Raw genomic sequence first — 16,684 nt, 5'->3', positions numbered from 1 at the left:
GCGATATGTTATATCGTTACGTGTGGATGCTGACATTTTAATCGGTTAAGGCCGGTTTCCTGAGGGGATGCGTGGGTAGGTGCAACGTTCTCCTCGGCTTGAATTAAGGAGGGAAGTATTAACCGATCGACGACAAAGGGCGCGCGTTTTGTACGGGCCCAATCGATCAAGCCTGAGAACACTGCAGCCTGCTGACAGCGGGACTTTGTCTCAAAAAGAAAAAAGGCGAGACCGCGTGAACGGCCTTGCCTCTCGGTTGGTCTGGTTGGCTCGCGACACCGTCAGACTAATCGCCTCGCGGAGCTTACCGGGTCCAGAGAGCATTGGATTTTACTCCTAAAGGCAATTTGATCAACAGTCGCTGGAGTGAATGTAAATGAAGAAGCCCATTGGAACGACGGCCCGGACAGGTGAAACTTGCCCCGAGAGTGGTGACTGGGAAGTCGTTGGCTCGCCGACAACCACCGCTCCTATCGCGAAGAGCAACCGCATGCCTCCCTACAAGGGCGAGGCTGTTACCTGGAAGCTCATCCGGTATGCCTAATAAGTGAATAAAGGAACGCCGGCCCCTGTGACACACCGCAGGGGCCAACCTGCAGATATCTCGCGCCAAGAGATATCAAGTTGAGGGTTAAAACAAAGGCTTGGGCATGGTTCTCAGTTTTTAACGCGCGACAGCTGCCACGCTTATTCCAACGCTTGCAACCACGAGGCCAATGAACGGCGTGAGGTACCCGGGAAATCTCACCGGATGGTGGGGAGCCTGATCTGTGTCGAACTGCCTCGTTGGGAACGCCAGCCAGCAGCTACATCGCGAGCGCTCGAGGCCCGACAGGACGTGGTAGTCAAGCGCGAGCAGATTCTAGTGACGATGTCCTGCTGCGACGCAGCGACGCGTTGGGAGTTTGAGAGAGACAAAAGAAATGCAGCGTGACGATCCGCATTCGGCCGTTTCGACCACCCTGGCTCCTCTCCAGAACCGGGCGTTCCGTGCGATCTGGTCGGCGACGCAGATCTCCAGCCTCGGATGGCTCATCCAAACAACGGCGATCAGTTGGCTGATGGCGACGATCTCGGCCTCCGACCTGATGGTTGCGCTGGTGAAGGCCTCGTCGACACTGCCCGCCTTCTTTCTGTCGATCCTCGCCGGCGCCGTTGCCGACAGTTTTAGCCGGCGGGGCGTGATGCTCGCCGGTCACGTCCTGATCGCCCTGGCGTCCCTGACGCTGGCGGTCACCGTCGCACTCGGCCTTGTCAGTCCATGGCTGATCCTCGGATTGGGGTTCCTGGCCGGATGCGGCTTTGCCCTCAACGATCCGGCCTGGCACGGCGATATCCTGGAAAAGCGCGACATTCCGGCGGCGGTCACACTGATGTCGGTCGTCTACAACGTCGTTCGAAGCACCGGCCCTGCCATCGGCGGCGCAGTTCTGGCCTTCTTCGGCCCCCTTGCCGCTTTCGTCCTGGCGGCGCTGAGCGATCTGGTGCCGCTTGCTGCCATCTCCCGCTCGAAATGGCACGTGCGCTCGTCGTCGCTGCCGCGCGAGCGCGTCACGACCGCCATTCACGACGGGTTGCGCTTTACCGCGATGTCCTCGGAAATCAGGGCGGCCATCGTGCGCGGAACCCTGTTCGGCGTGGCGAGCATTTCCATCCTCGCGCTGCTGCCGCTGATCGTCCGCGATCATCTGACGGGCGGGCCGATCGTTTACGGGTCGCTGCTGGCGACATTCGGCATTGGCGCCTTTACCGCGGGTCTCAGCAGCAGCCACCTCCGCCGGATCGTGCCTCAGGACCGGCTGATCGCGCTTGCGTCGGTCGCCTGTGCCGCCTGTTGTTTTCTGCTTCCCCTGACGACATCGATCCCGGTTGCGGGCCTTTCGCTGGCCATCGGCGGCGCGGGCTGGCTGCTGACCTGGACCGGCGTTGACGTTGCGATCCAGCTGTCGAGTCCGCGCTGGGTCGTCGGGCGGACACTGTCGATCTACTACGCCCTCTCCTATGGCGGCATGGCGGCTGGCAGCTGGATATGGGGTGCCATCGCCCAGACCTACTCCCTGACCGTGGCCTTCCAGGGGGCCGCGGTGGTCCTTGTCATCGTGGCCGCCGCTGCCTTCGTGCTGCCGATCGAATTGTGGGACGAAGCCGAGCAAGAGGCCTCGGACTTCGAACCGCCGGCGCTCGTACTCGATTTGCAGCCGAGAAGCGGACCTATCGTCGTAAAGATCGACTACGTCATCGCCGATCAGAATCACCAGGCCTTTCTCGCGTGCATGCGTAAGCGCCGGCGCATCCAGAGCCAGGCGGGTGCACGGAACTGGACGCTCCAGCGCAACCTCCTGACCTCCACCCTTTGGACGGAGACGTTCCGGACGCCAACGTGGACGGATTATCTTCGTCTGAACCATCGGCTCTCGGGGGCCGATCAGGAGCTCGGCGAGCGGCTTGCCGCCCTTCACGATGGGGCTGACGCTCCTCAGATCGTGCTGGCCATCGAGCGCACGACAACCCAGGCACGCTCACGCAGCCAGCCGATAACGCGCGTCTCGCGTCCCTGAGGTGCGCTGGAGATGAGACAGAGGATCGAACATCAGCAATGGTTGCGCCATGTGTGCAACGTCAGCACTTTTGCTGCACCGTCCATGATCGACCTGCATCAGCGTCGATCGGAAGAACCTCGCGCCCTGCGCATCGCATTTACTCCAGCCTCGCAGGGTCACTTGGCTGCCGTCGAACAGGTCCCGACGGCAGCCGCCTTTTCTTGCAATTGTGCGGGTGGCAGGGGCTGGCAGGCCACGCTTGTGGCACTTCGCCAAGACACCGCCCGCGACGGCGCTGACGTTCGGGAGCATATGCGCGGCACCAAGGACCATTGTCGGTTTCCTCGTAGAATCCGGGGAAGACGAATTTCGAGCCGATTTCTCTTTCCCCCAGCCTCCCAAGGCCGTCTGGCTGTCGTCGGATTTGTTCCGGCGGCAGCCATGTCTTGTGATTCAGCGGACAGGCTGAGGCGCGCGAGCATGGGCACGGACCCCATGATCTCGCTCTCCGCTGGGACGGACCAGGAGGCCGACTTCGCCTTTGTCGGGATGCGAACGCGGCTGGTTGATGCCGGCACCACGATGATCGCCAGCCATCCCATCGCGCCTGGATATGGTTCAACCCTGAGTGTGGCACTGTTTTCCCTGCCACCTCAGGGTCATTTGGCTGCCGTTGAACGCAATTCGACGGCAGCCATTTTTCCGCGTTTCCACCGTGCAGCGCTTCGCAACGGCGTGTCCGCCGTCCAACCTCCCAGGGCGGCTTGGCTGTCGTCGGGCATGTCCCGGCGGCAGCCATCTCTTTCGCGACCGCGTTCCACACGCATGCCGCCGAATTATGGAGGCGCGACGTGAAGACGGCAACCGGTTCTATAGCCTCACCCGGCGCACGGCTTTGCGCCGTCTCGCTCGATGGCTCCTTGAATGTTCAGGACGATCCCAATTTTAAGCGGGAACAGGCCATCGCGATCTTCGACCTCTTGAACGAGAATACCTTCGCCCCCGTCGGCCATGACGGTGGCCCCTATCGCCTTGAGCTGACTTTGGTCGACCGCCGCCTGGTGATGACCATTTCCCTGGATGGAGGCAAACACCTCGTCAGCCATCATCTTTCGCTGACGCCGTTTCGCCGGTTGCTCAAGGACTACACGCTCGTATGCGATATCTTCCACGACGCGGTCGGCAGCGTAACTCCCGAGAAAATCGAGGCCATCGATATGGGTCGCCGCGCCATTCACAACGAAGCAGCCGAACTGTTGCAGGCCCGTCTCTCCTCGAAGGTCACCATCGACATCGATACCGCGCGGCGGCTGTTCACCTTGATCCATGTGCTGCTCATGCGGAGTCGGGAGCACGGCGGACAAATCCGGAGGCTGGCATGACGATTGGCAAGAACCTCCACCCGCGGCCCCTGCCATGTGGTGGCGGTCTCATAGGTTGTACAAGTACGAAACAGAGCGACTAATGCAATGACCGCGGCGGCCGAAGAAGACAAGACAGGATTACTGGCATCCCTGAAGAACCCGATCTTCCGGCCAGCCTTCCTCGCCTCCCAACTTTCGAGCCTCGGCTGGTTGATGCAGACGGTGGCGCTCAGTTGGCTGATGGCGACGCTCGCCACGTCGGACGTGATGGTGGCGCTGGTTCAGGCCGCCTCGACCTTACCGACCTTCTTCCTGGCGATCTTTGTCGGCGCGATCGCCGACAGCTACAACCGCCGCATGGTCATGATCGTCGGTCGAACCCTGATGATGGCCGCGTCCGCCATGCTGGTGGTCCTGATGGCCCTCGGCGTCACCAATCCGTGGATCATCCTTGCCTTCAGCTTTCTCGATGGCTGCGGTATCGCGCTGGCGGATCCCGCCTGGCGCGCTTCGCTGGGCGATATGCTGGAGCGCCGCCATCTGCCATCGGCCGTCACTCTCCTGAACGTCGGCTTCAACACGGTGCGCAGTGTCGGTCCGGCGCTTGGCGGTTTTATCGTCGCCGCCTTCGGATCGTTGGTTACTTTCGCGCTGACGACCCTCGGCTGTGTCGCGCCGCTAAGCTCCGTGTGGCGCAACAAATGGAAGGTCCCGTGTTCGACCCTTCCCCGCGAAACGTTGATGACCGCGATCTACGATGGCCTGCGCTGCACAGCGATATCCTCGGAAATCATGACGACGATCGCGCGCGGAACCATGTTCGGACTAGGGAGTACGTCGATCCTGGCACTCCTGCTCCTGATTGCCCGCGACCAGTTGAAGGCTGGGCCGGTCGCCTATGGCATCTTGATGGCCGGCTTCGGCGCCGGCGCGCTTGTCGCCGGGCTCACGAACCCTCGCCTCATGCGAACGTTGACCCAGGAACGCATGTTCGTCCTTGCCTGCGCGGCATGTGCGTTCTCGCTTGCGCTTACTTCATCCCTCGCCATTGCCACGGCCTCCTTGGCCCTTGGCGGCGCCGGATGGGTGACTGCATGGTCAGGACTTGGCGTGAATGTTCAACTGGCAAGCCCGCGCTGGGTGGTAGGACGTACCATCTCGATCTACAGCGCGTTCACATATGTCGGCATCGCCGCCGGCAGCTGGATCTGGGGTGTGATCGCCGAGAACCACTCGCTCTCCTGGGCGTTTGGTGCTTCTGCCGGGGCTTCCCTGTTCGTTGCCGCCTTGGGGTTAAAGCTGCCAATCAGCAATCGTTCTGAATCGGAACTCGAGCCGTCCAGTGCGTTCGATGCTCCGGCAATTGCCCTCGATCTGAAGCCGAGAAGCGGCCCGATGCTGATCACGACCGAATATTCCATCTCGGACGACAACGCCGATCTCTTTCTCAACGTCATGCGCAGACGCCGGCATGTGCAAAGCCGTGTCGGCGCCCGGCAATGGACCCTTACGCGCGACGTGCGCGAACCCTCGCGCTGGCTAGAGACATACCGCACTCCAACCTGGACGGACTACCAGCGCCTTCACCACCGGCTGACGACCGCCGACAAGCAGTTGGACGAAGAACTCCTGAACTTGAGTGCAGCGACCCATCCGCCCCGGACATCCATCCTGATTGAGCGTCCCGCCGGGCCTGAGCGCAGGGTCGGACCGCCCGAACCGCATTTTTTCCACAAGTGAGCATCTGACTGATGGCTTGTTACCTGCTCAACGCCTGCCTCAACGTAGACCCCGTTCTTCAGGAGAGTCGACATGGGCGCCGCAAGGCGCGCGGAAGTCTTGTGAGCAGACTGGAGCGGCGTCGATGACCGCCGCCGTGTTCCGGCTTTCAGATGTGTCGCTTGATCGCTCGCTCGGCAGCAGCGTCGCTCGCATCGAGCGGGAGCACGCTGTCGCCCTCTGCGATCTGCTTGAGGATAACACCTTCGTTCCGATCGGTCATGAAGGCGGCCCCTATCGTCTCGACCTCGCATTGGCAGACGCACGCTTGGCGCTGCGCATTTCCACCGAGAAGGGAACGCATGTCATAAGCCATTACTTGTCGCTTGCCCCGTTTCGCAGGCTATTCAAGAATTACGTCCTGATCTGCGAGGGCTATTACGACGCCAAAATATGCTCAAGTCCCGAAAGGCTCGCAGCAATCGACATGAGACGCCGGGCGCTTCACGACGGCGCCGCAGACCTGCTGAGACGGCAGCTTGCACCTAAGGCCGCCGTCGATAAAAACACCGCCCGTCGGCTGTTCACACTGATTTACGTCCTGCTCATGCGAGACGCCTCTTTCGGCGATCGGCTGGTATGCGCCGAAGGAAAACCGTTGCCCGACAAATCGTCGAATCAAGTTCCGGAAGACGAATGCGGCATCCCTGAGAATGAGGGTCAGGGTATCACGGCTCCTCGGCGCACGTCCACGTGGACGGCTGTGTAAAGGAGAACTTCGCATGCAGGCACATCAGAGCTCGGCACCGCTCAGGATCACATTTGCCGGTATCGAGGCAATCGAGCTTCTTCAGACCAACTATGCCACCGACTTCGTTACCGACCGGCGCAGCGAGTGGGTCGAGCTCGCATTTCTCGTCCACGAGGCCATGCTCGACTCTACGGCGACCATGATCCTGTGCCGCTCCTCGGAGGTCGCGAGATCGGCTGCTTCCACTGGCCGGCCCTTGGTAAGCCAAGGACGTCGCCGCCCTTCTCGTGCTCTCGGAGCATACGGTCCGCTCCTACGTCGAGTCGGCACGATTCAAACCGGGATGCGCGGCCGCGACAGCACGGGCAGCACAGCTGCGACTGATCAATCCCTATGGCAATCCCCGCTCTTGAGACGCGGACGGGAATAAGAGGGGTGTGGTTTTCGATGAAGGCGATGGCAATCCTTCCAATGGAGGTGAGGCAGGATGCAAACTGAAGCGCATCACCGCTCTTCTGTAGTCGCGAGCTCCGGAGCGGGGCCGTTGCGTTCGCACATGCTGGTCCCCTCCCTCCTCATCCTGGGAGTGGTAGTTGCTTCCGTCGCCGTCCTGCTCCACGGCTCACCGCTCAACGCAACGGCGCTGCTATCGGTGCTCGACGACTGGAACATAGCGCCGGCCGACGCATCACCGGTTCAACTGAGCGGTCTGTTCGCTATCCTCGACGATCCGGACCTCCGGATCATCGCCTGGAAGGTCGCCCTTTTTTGCGCGACCCTTCCCAGTACAGATGATCCGCCACGGGCAAACAGTTTCGAGGCCCATTCGCGTGACGCAATCCTGGCCAATCTTGAGACCGTCGAACCGAACTGGAGGTGGACGGTTACCGCCGACGGTACGGAAGATTTCTCGCTCATGTACCGCAGGCAACAACTTCAGTCCGCCTGGTTGACGAGCGTGAAGCACTCAGTCCGTCTGTACGCCACGGCCCGGCGCGACACAGACCTCATCAGCTTCTTCTTCGTCCTGACGGGGCAAGTAGAAGTCACCGACCGACGAACGCGCAAAACCCTCTGCATTGCTCCGAACCATGTCGCTAGCGTCCGACAAAGCGCGGGCAACCGAATGGCGATCGAGCCTGGCAGTTCATGGTTGGCCTTCCATATTCCGAAGCCAGCACTGCGGCGAAACTTCGAGGACCTGACCGGCAGACCGTATGTGCAGGAGTTCGTGTTACCGCCAACCCGGTATTGTGACGACAACGACCAGGGTCTGTACCAGACGCTGCGGCAGGCGGACCGAGATCTCAACTCAACCTCATTGGCAGCAACACCGATGTTGGCAAAGGCGCATCAGCAATTGGCGCTGGTGAAACTGTTTTTCACGATGCCGCACAATCTGGCTGACGCTTTCTGCCAGCCAGCCAGTTTCGAGGCCCCTAGGCATCTCCAAAGAGCCGAGACGTTCATGCGCGAGAATTTGACCAACCCGATCACCATCGAGGACCTCGCCGGCGCTGCAGGATGTTCGCCGCGGGCGCTTCAGAGGCTGTTTCGCACCTTTCGCGGAGGTTCGCCAATGAGCGTGCTCTGCAACTACAGGCTCGCCGCCGCCCACGGCGCGATTAACGCGGGCTGGACGGCGGGCATCACGGACCTGGCTTTGAGTCTTCAGTTTTCCAATCCCGGCCGGTTCTCCGCCCTTTACAAGGCGGCCTACGGTCTCAGCCCCTCCTCCGCCCTTCGGTTCGCCCACAACGACGGCCACACCGAAAAGACGTGAGCGGGCGCCGGGCAAAGCTGGGAGGTGGGGCACGCCGGGTATCAACAATGGCCTCGGTGACTGACCAGGACCAAGGGCGGCGTACGGCAAGTTCGCCACGCAGTTCAGCCGCGCTCAAAGGGAACGTTGCTCGAAGATCCTGTCCATGGAGCAGCGGCTGCCCGCGAGGTCAACCGCTCGGGCCGCGCCGGCTCTGAGCGAAGGCGTCGCCGAATAACTGCCGGTCCTCTCTCAATCGGAACTAAAGCGTCCATCAAATCCTGTCGCTACCGGTATAGAGAGGTTCGTAAAACGCGCGTAGCTTTGAAGCCGAAATGCGTCGCCAGGCTGGAGGTCTGGCGACGCCACTCGGGAAACCCGTCTTCACCTCGGGCAGGCCCCTTTATCACGCATTCCTTATATGTCGAGTGCATTAAAGTAGATGTTAAATTCATACGGCTCGCATCCCACTATTAGTAGTATTATTGCGGGGCGCGGATTGGCTTATTGCCAAATATACAAATAGCGACCGGATTTACGTTACATTTTGAACACTGGTAATTATTCCCTGACCCTACGGCTCAAGCTCCCCGTCGATTCTTATTACTACCTGAGAATATTCAATGATACCTCTGCCCGCGCTGCCGGTCATATTGGATGGATTGTTTTGCCGCAGCGCGAGCGAGGGAAGGGGACGATGCGACAACCGTCGACCGTTGTGTCATCGCAGCGAGGATTTGGCCGATCGCTGCGTCAGGTTAGCTCCGGCAAGGCAGGGCCAGGTTTGAAATTCCTGCGCTAGCCAACTGCTTCTCAAGTAAGCATCCCAAAAGTCCAGCGAAGAGGAATCGCAGATGGAATTAGGTTCCGACAATTTGGTTCGCACTGTCCTCTTGACAATGCAGCAGCGGCGGATCGGTTTTTCGGTACAGCAAGTGAATTCAGTCAATGCACACCATGAGGTTCTTTATTCCGAATGTCTGCCGAGACTTGTGAAGCTCGACGGCACCGTGGTTACCCCCGATGAATTCATGCCTGCCCTAGAAGCATCAGGCAATGCACCCAAATTGGACCGGCGTATGTTGAATTTGGCATTCGACTGGTTGTCCAACAATGCGTCCGGATCGCTCGGATGCAATATATCGACCTCGAATTTTTCTGATGCCGAACATCGTGCGATGCTCTACGACCAGCTCTTTCGACGCCGGTCGCTCGCTCCCCGATTGGTCTTGGAGATTGCTGAGAGCGCGCCCATGGCACAACAGTCCTGTGCCACGGAGTTGATTCAAGATATTCGGAGGTTAGGTTATAGAGTTGCAATTGACGTCTTCGGCGACGTCTTCGGCACCGTTTTCTCGACCGCCGAAGCTCTCTTTTCAATGGCTGTCGATATCGTCAAGATCGATGCGTTTTTCGTGCAGTTGAATAGGCGCCCGGATGCTGACCGATTGCTGCACGATATGGTCGAGTTGGCATCCTGCGTGACACCGACGATCGTCGTTGAGGGGATCGAGACTTACGAACAGCTTGCGCTGGCAAGGGTGGCCGGTGCGAGCCACGTCCAGGGTTATCTCCTTTCCGAGCCGACCCTGTCGCCAATATTTCGGGAGATTGGCACGCTCCCCCGTCATTTAACTCCTAATGCGGAGCCGCAACTTGTTGAGGGGATATTCCGAGACGGCTTCGTTGGCACCATCCCATCCTCGACCGAAAAGAGTCCCAGAGGAGTCGGATTGCTCAAGGTGGGAACGCAATGAAATCACTGTGGAAATATCTTGTTCAATTGACGTCGCGCCGTCGACCGGCGGACGTGCAAAAGAGTGCAATTGAGCACGACACTGATCCCGCGGCACTTGAAAGCGAAATAGAGCGCTTGTTGGCGCTTCCGTCCAATTTAATGGAAACGTCCAGCAGACAGGATCGCAGTGAGCGTGTCCCAGCTGAGCAGTTGCCAATGACATCGGATAAGGCGACAGGGAATTCCGACGTCGCGCCGGCATCAGCCTTGCCACTTGATGTCGACAAGACCTCAGCACCGTCTTCCGATAAAATTCACCCTTCGGCGAGCAAAGCGGATGTGTTGTCCCCGAGAGACGAGATAAGCGCGAAGCGTCAGAGCAAATCGCGGATCATTCGACCAAGGCGTGCGGAGAACGGCAATACCCAGGTGATTGCGCAAAGTGCTGTCAGCAAAAATCACGATCGACGCTTGCAGCCCTCTGGGGATGCTTTTTACGGCGAAGTGACGGCCCTCCACGCGGAAATCAAAGAGCTGAAGAGCCTGCTGGCGCGAAAGCTTCATCTACAGAACACTCAGATCAGGAAGATGCTCAAGCGCTTCGATGTCTCGTGAGTACCTCACGACGCAAATGAAAGCACTGACGAACTCAGTGGCAGGGCCTCGGTTTATGTAGATCCCGAGGGACGCGCCGAAGGCCGTTTGGAGCGCCCGGGGCGCGGAATGCCCAACGGCTCCGATGGCCACGAATCCTCATTCAAGCCGCTGTCTCCTATGGTTGTCTTAACTTTACGCCGTAATTAGTCGGAAAAAACAGGCGATCGTTTTCTCGGATGCCGTTCTGGGTGCTGACGTCTATTCCGGACCGTCAACCTGCCGTGCGTTGCACACCGTCGCGGACATCCAGCATCCACGGCTGAAGCAAAGGGGCCAGTAATCTCCTGTCACGGCCATGCCCCCATCAGTTGCCTTATCTGTTGAGCAGGCAGGGGGCGCGCGAACAGACAACCTTGGGCCTCATCGAACCCCTCTGCCTTGATGGCGTCGAGCTGGGCCTCGGTCTCCACCCCTTCGACGGTCGTTGTTATTTCCAACGTGCGACCAATCCCGGCGACTGCTCGGATGATCGCCAGAGATTCCCTCCCTGCCGGAAGGTCGGAAATGAAGCTGCGGTCGACCTTGATTTTGTCGAAACGAAAGCTCCTCAGGTAGCTGAGCGACGAATAGCCGGTCCCGAAATCATCCATGGCCAACTTGACGCCCAGCTGGCGGATCGCCTGAAGGACATGCAGGTTGTTGTCGTTCCCGTCGAGCAGAACTGACTCGGTCACTTCGAGCTGTAGTCGTGAGGGGTCCAGACCGGTTGCGTGGAGAACCTTGCTGACGTCGCAAGCAAGTTGCCGGTTCCTGAATTGCAGAGGCGACAGGTTCACCGCCACGCTGACATGCGGTGGCCACTTGGCTGCCTCCATACAGGCCTGGCGGAGGATCCAGTCACCGAGCGGTGCGATTAGTCCAGTCTCCTCGGCGACGGGAATGAACTCAGAAGGAGACACGGGCCCCGTCTCTGGATGCGTCCATCGCACAAGCGCCTCACACGTCGTGATCCGGCCGGTATGGAGGTTGACCAGCGGCTGGTAGTGGATTCCCAGCTCGCCATTTATGAGCGCGCGCCGAAGGGAAACCCTCATCTGCTGTTTTGCCTGCAGATGCGCGTCCATACCCGGTACATATTCCACGTAGGTGCCACGTCCGCCGGCTTTGGCTTGATCAAGCGCGACGTCGGCAGCCTGGATAAGCTCGTCGACCGATTGGCCACACATCGGGGCGGCGGCAATTCCAACTATTGCTCCGATATCCACCTGCGTTCCTGCGAGCTCATACGGGGTTTCAACGACACCGATAAGCTGCTCAGCGAGGGTGCGCGCTTCGTCATCGCTCTTGATACCAGTGCGCCAGATGACGAATTCGTCGCCACCCAGACGACAGAGAATGTCGGATTGCTTCAGACAATTTCGCAACCGCTCAGCCGCACGACGCAGCAGCAGGTCGCCGGTGGTTCGACCATAGGCGTCGTTCACCGCTTTAAGACTGTCGAGCACAAGACAGAGCATAGCAACTCTCGTGCCCGGCACGACTTTGTCCGAAATGCGTTGGAACTCTTCGCGCAGGAACTGACGATTTGGCAATCCGGTCAGCGCGTCGTGGCGCACCATGTGGTGCATTTGCTTCTGCGCCAGCAATCGCTGCTGTTCCGCGTTGCGAAGCTCGGTGATGTCGAGGGCAATGCCAACATAGCCAAGAAAACCGCCGTCGGAGGAAAAGCGTGGCTGCCCGATATCAATGGCCGAGGCCAATGTGCCGTCTGCGCGCCGAAGTCGGTACTCCACTCGCACCGGTTTTCTGAGACGCATGGCCGCGTCAAATCCAGCTTCAACCTCTCGACGATTGTCCGGATGAACTGCATCGACCCAGCCAAGCCCTCGAGCCTGCTCGGCGGTCTGGCCAGTCGTTTCGAGCCAAAGTCGACTATGGTAGGTAGCCGCACCACTTTCGTCGGTCACCCAAATCATCACAGGCGCGTCGTCTGCGATTGCCTTGAAACGGGCCTCGCTTTCCTTGACGGACTCCATCGCTCGTCGGCGATCATCGATATCTTCCAAGATGCCGTACCACCGAACGATCTTGCCGTCCCCCGTCTTGCGGGCCGCAGCCCGGTTGCGAAACCAACGATAGCACCCCTCCGCGGTTATCAAGCGAAACTCGATGTCCAGTGGATCCCCAGTTAGACGCGATTTCGACCACAGCCGCTGCATCGCATCGCGGTCATCCGGATGTATCGACTCCGCTCTCCTCAGCGCGTCGGCGGCTTCGAAGCCGGTGATGTCCTTCCAGCGCGGGCCCACGTCAATAATCTCTCCGGACGGTTTTGCCGTCCACGGGACCTGCGGATGCAGCTCGATCAACGACCGATAATGCTCTTCACTGAGGCGGAGCTCCGTCTCTGCCTTGCGACAGGCAGTCACGTCCAGGATCGTCGCGACGACGAATCTCTCCCTTGTGTTTCCGCTTGCAAGTTCGGCGCGCCGTTTCTGCGTCACAAGGTTTTTGACCGTGCCGTCGGCCAAGGTGATATCTTCCTCAAAGGAAGCACCATTGCCCGTCTCAAGAACTTCTACATCCATTTCGCGAATGCGATCGGCTTCGGCTGCCGGTAGAATGTCGTAGTCTGTGCGTCCGATCAGTTCGCTGCGCTCTTTCCCGACCAAGGCGCATGCGGCGCTGTTCAGGAGGCGGAAGCGCGAAAGCGCGTCCTTGATGATAATCGGCTGGGGGATAGCATCGAGGATGGCTTCGAGCTCGCAGTCGAAGCGTGAACGCTGCTCCGATACCCGGGGTGGCATATTTTTCATGACACTTCAAACGACCATTTTGTGAAGCAAAGCTGGTAACGGACGGCTCCGTGGCCGTCCGGGCGGAGCTCAGGCGCGCTCCAAAGAGAAAGCGTTGCATTAACGCTTTGTCAACACTCTGCGGTAGCAGTCGTGAAAAAAATATGAAGAGAGCGTGCCCTTTAGGAACAACGCCATGGCAATGGCCACGGACCCACATACCCCACAACCGCACAGACTCGTGCCGACACCTAAAGATCAACCTTTGGCCCGGGTTTGCCACTCGCCTGGCAGCCTTGAGGATGGTTCCGTAATGTCCGGCCACCTAGCGGGCATGGTTCGCTCTTGGTGTACGAGCCAACCTGAATGCTTATTGGACGCCTTCCAGTCTGACAAGTTATTCGCTAATAGAGCGCCACGAAACCCATCCGGAGGGAATATGCGCAAGTTGGTCGCAGGCAAACTGCATGGCATCTACGTGACCGAGGCAAACCTCAACTATCATGGCTCAATCACGCTGGACCCGGAGCACTGTGAGCAAGCCGCCATTCTGCCCATGGAGTTTGTTGAGATCTGGAACAAGAATTCCGGCGCTCGGATCTCCACTTACGTCATCCTTGGTGAACGCGGATCGAGGTGCTGCATTCTCAACGGAGCCGCGGCGCGCACCTGCCAGCCCGGTGACCAAATCATTATCTGCAATTCCGTCTATACTGACGAAAGCCAGATCACCTCGCTGAAGCCGAAGGTGCTCACGTTCGACGAGAACAATCACATTCGCGACAGGTTGAGCTATTCAGTCGGTATCGATCCGGACGGGATATACACGTTCGAAATCCTCGATCAGGCGAATACAGCTCTCCCTAACCCGCTGGTGGTTTCCGGCGCTTCACGAGCTTGAGCTTGGTGTCGGTCGTCGAATGATGTGAGACGTTTTGGGTTTTGGAAGAGCTGAGTTTCGGCGCGGTTTGCGGGTTGATTTAGGCCGCTTTTTTGTTGGTTCAAGCCGCGCAGTCTGATGGTGTCTCGTTTGATTTTGCGTCGAGCAGAATGGCGAGGCAGCCGCCGATGCTCATGAAGGGAGGACACTGCGCCATGAACACGATCCCCTCGCCATCCCGGGAGGTCTGCACCCTCGACGATTCGGGCGTGGAATTCGGGCCAGGTGCCGACGGCATGGCCGTTGCGCGCGTCGGCGATCTTGTCTTCGCCATGCTGCCATCCCGCGCTGGCCGGCATCTGCTGGCCAGCGCCTGGCGGGTTTCGCGGCCGCTTGCCGAGCTCAGGCGCGACGATTTCTATTCGTACCATGGTTCGATTGGGGATGAAGCGGCCTTCCGCGAGCGCATGATCGAGCAGGCCGAACATCGCCGTGAGCTCCGGGGACTTGGGCGCCAGACCGTCCGCATCACCTGCAACACGCCGTGGGGCCCATCGCAAGGCGCCACGCTCTATGCGGAGGGCGTTGTTTCCCACACGACGGCGGGGCATGGCGGTTTTTGTCTTTCGCCCGATCGAAACGCGAGCGTCGTTCCGGCACTCAGAACACCCGGGGGATGGTACGAAGAGGATGCCTAATGGGCCATTGTCGCGCTCACCTTCCCAAACCTCTTTACCTCCTACGAGCGCAGATGCGCCGATGAAACCGTCCGGAACAGCTGGCCGGAGGTTTGGGAGACGATTTACGGGCGTGCGCTGTTGCCCGGTCAATCCAGGACGAAAGATCGGCTCGAATTTGAACGGCTGCATGTCGATGACTGGGTGGTGATTTCGGCGATCCATTCCGAACATCACCCCGACATGACGGAAGTGATCGCCACGCGCGGCGGCAAGCGTGACGAAAAATCAGGCGAAGCGCGCTTCCTTGTGCCCCGCGACGATTACGCCCGGCGCCATCGCGTCGGCTTCGTCATCGATCCGGACCATCACGCCGCCTATGACGGCCCTTCGAGTTTTGTCGGCTGCATTGATCGGATTAGCCGGGCTAGTCTCACCCGATTCAGGCGGTCCAGGTGCTCCATCTGAATTGAACAGATGCGACGCCGAATCTTCCGCTTCGCGGGCCAAAGCCTTGAGATCTGTGTCCCCCCAGATTGAGTTCGTCTGGGCTTTTGGCTGTCGTGGCCCGAGTTGAATTCAACAACGAATCTCCGTTGTGGAGTCTTCATCTCCTTTCGATCCCAGGCAACCATGAAAGATGCAACGTCGATTGGCGCCGCTGCATTCCTGCTGGCGCACTAATACAGCCCCTCTTAGCACGCTTCAACTCCTCGCCAAACGCGCAGCTGGCGCGCCTTCACCCGGCAAGAGCGGGAAACAGCAGGAGTTCGTTTGCCGCGACAATGCCAATGGGGAGCAAATATAAGCTTCTGGTGTAACGCGGAGCACGCCGAAGAAACGTCGCCCCGCGCATTCCCGGTCCTGGTTAGTCCAGACCGAGCCGCTTGCGCAGTTCGGCATTTTCCGCTCGCAGCTTCTCCGCCAACAGTTTGCGGAGCCTCTGGTTTTCCTCTTCGAGCTGGACGAGATCTGCCAAGTCATCGCCGGCCGGTAGGGGCTTGGTGTTTTTGGTGCCCTTTTGCGCGACAGGCTTCGCAGCATCTTTCCAATGATAGTAGGTTTGCTCCGAGATGCCGGCGCTCTTGATGGCGTCCTTGAGGGTGCCGCCTTCGCTGACATGCGTCTCGATCAGCCTAAGCCTTTCGCTCTTCTCTTGCTCGGTATAGCCCCTGCGTTTAGCTCCCGCCGTCTTTGATTGAGCCGGTTCGGCAGCCGCCTTCGGGGGCCGTGGCGACCTCGGCTTCCTAGTCGTTGGTGCTTTCACTTCCGCGTCCGTCGCTACAGCCGCAGCTGCTGCTCCGGCATTACTCTCGTCAGCCATCAGCAATTCCCTCCTTTAGTCATCGCCTGTTTTCGGCTGAGTGCACCACAGAGTCAACACAACCATCAGAGTCCTGCTTTACGGATCGTTGATGTTTGGCTTGTGCCTGACGATTGGCGGTGAAAGGCTCCCAGCTCTCACCTGAAATAGACGGTGCTTATCACTATCCCCACTTTGACGATCGTGGCGACCCCTACAGTTTGGCGCAGGTTCGGCGCGGCGCGAACGATAACGCAGTATGATGCCGCAGGGCACCGCCTTCTAGAGATCACGCCCGCCCGTCAGGGCCAAGGCGGCCGTCATACTTCAACTGCTTGGTCACCTCTACTTCTCATTTTCAACCGACGCACTTTGGGATGCGCAATATAAATCCAGACGACGAAATTCGCTCAAAAGTAATACTTGAAAATAGACTCGACCGGAAAGTCGTTCTCTGGTTCTATCTTGGCATACTGGTTCCGAGGGGCGTAGCAAAATGGCTTACGATTGGGATGGAAAGCGCACACGTCGGCTGCAAATGCTCAGGTTCATGGGAGC

Annotated in this window: 10 protein-coding genes and 2 pseudogenes; 9 read left to right on the top strand and 3 right to left on the bottom strand. The window is 59.3% G+C overall.

Annotation, left to right across the window (positions count from 1 at the left end; all coding sequences use genetic code 11):
* The first annotated feature begins 923 nt into the window (after nucleotides 1–923).
* The 7 genes from M728_RS26715 to M728_RS26685 all read left to right on the top strand — a co-directional run bounded on the left by M728_RS26715 (nucleotide 924) and on the right by M728_RS26685 (nucleotide 10,489).
* A complete protein-coding gene (locus M728_RS26715) occupies nucleotides 924–2,558 on the top strand; it encodes an MFS transporter (RefSeq protein ID WP_026622746.1) in 1,635 nt (544 codons plus the stop codon).
* 854 nt (nucleotides 2,559–3,412) lie between these two features.
* The gene (locus tag M728_RS26710) at nucleotides 3,413–3,922 is read left to right on the top strand and encodes a UPF0262 family protein (protein ID WP_026622743.1); all 510 of its coding nucleotides are present in this window, start codon (nucleotides 3,413–3,415) and stop codon (nucleotides 3,920–3,922) included.
* 87 nt (nucleotides 3,923–4,009) lie between these two features.
* On the top strand, nucleotides 4,010–5,644 hold the full coding sequence (locus M728_RS26705; RefSeq protein ID WP_051441037.1) for an MFS transporter: 1,635 nt from the start codon (nucleotides 4,010–4,012) through the stop codon (nucleotides 5,642–5,644).
* Nucleotides 5,645–5,768: 124 nt separating this feature from the next.
* Nucleotides 5,769–6,392, top strand: a complete 624-nt coding sequence (locus M728_RS26700) for a UPF0262 family protein (protein ID WP_084044663.1) — start codon at nucleotides 5,769–5,771, stop codon at nucleotides 6,390–6,392.
* A gap of 469 nt (nucleotides 6,393–6,861) precedes the next feature.
* A complete protein-coding gene (locus M728_RS26695) occupies nucleotides 6,862–8,157 on the top strand; it encodes a helix-turn-helix transcriptional regulator (RefSeq protein WP_026622740.1) in 1,296 nt (431 codons plus the stop codon).
* A gap of 833 nt (nucleotides 8,158–8,990) precedes the next feature.
* Nucleotides 8,991–9,893: an EAL domain-containing protein gene (locus tag M728_RS26690; RefSeq protein WP_051441036.1), complete on the top strand. Its 903-nt coding sequence runs from the start codon at nucleotides 8,991–8,993 to the stop codon at nucleotides 9,891–9,893.
* Nucleotides 9,890–10,489, top strand: coding sequence for a hypothetical protein (locus tag M728_RS26685; RefSeq protein ID WP_026622739.1), 600 nt, complete (start codon nucleotides 9,890–9,892; stop codon nucleotides 10,487–10,489). Before M728_RS26690 ends, M728_RS26685 begins: the two co-directional genes overlap by 4 nt.
* A gap of 329 nt (nucleotides 10,490–10,818) precedes the next feature.
* Here M728_RS26685 and M728_RS26680 read toward each other — a convergent pair whose 3' ends face one another.
* Nucleotides 10,819–13,287, bottom strand: a complete 2,469-nt coding sequence (locus tag M728_RS26680) for a bifunctional diguanylate cyclase/phosphodiesterase (RefSeq protein WP_034884405.1) — start codon at nucleotides 13,285–13,287, stop codon at nucleotides 10,819–10,821.
* Between the two features lie 418 nt (nucleotides 13,288–13,705).
* Here M728_RS26680 and panD point away from each other — a divergent pair, with 418 nt between their 5' ends.
* Nucleotides 13,706–14,167 (top strand): aspartate 1-decarboxylase, encoded by a 462-nt coding sequence (gene panD, locus M728_RS26675; protein WP_026622737.1) that lies wholly within the window; start codon nucleotides 13,706–13,708, stop codon nucleotides 14,165–14,167.
* A 194-nt stretch (nucleotides 14,168–14,361) separates the two neighbouring features.
* Nucleotides 14,362–15,291, top strand: a pseudogene (locus M728_RS26670) (hypothetical protein).
* On the opposite strand, the pseudogene M728_RS26665 reads toward M728_RS26670, so the two are convergent.
* Nucleotides 15,229–15,434 (bottom strand): annotated as a pseudogene (locus M728_RS26665) (hypothetical protein); the annotation flags it as partial. The pseudogenes M728_RS26670 and M728_RS26665 overlap by 63 nt on opposite strands.
* A 257-nt stretch (nucleotides 15,435–15,691) precedes the next feature.
* Entirely contained in the window at nucleotides 15,692–16,147 is a 456-nt protein-coding gene (locus tag M728_RS26660; protein WP_026622804.1) for a transposase, read from the bottom strand.
* Nucleotides 16,148–16,684: the final 537 nt, after the last annotated feature.

It is taken from the genome of Ensifer sp. WSM1721, from assembly GCF_000513895.2.
GTDB lineage: Bacteria > Pseudomonadota > Alphaproteobacteria > Rhizobiales > Rhizobiaceae > Sinorhizobium.
Note: the sequence above shows the minus strand (reverse complement) of the source record. Positions and strands in the feature narration are given on the sequence as shown.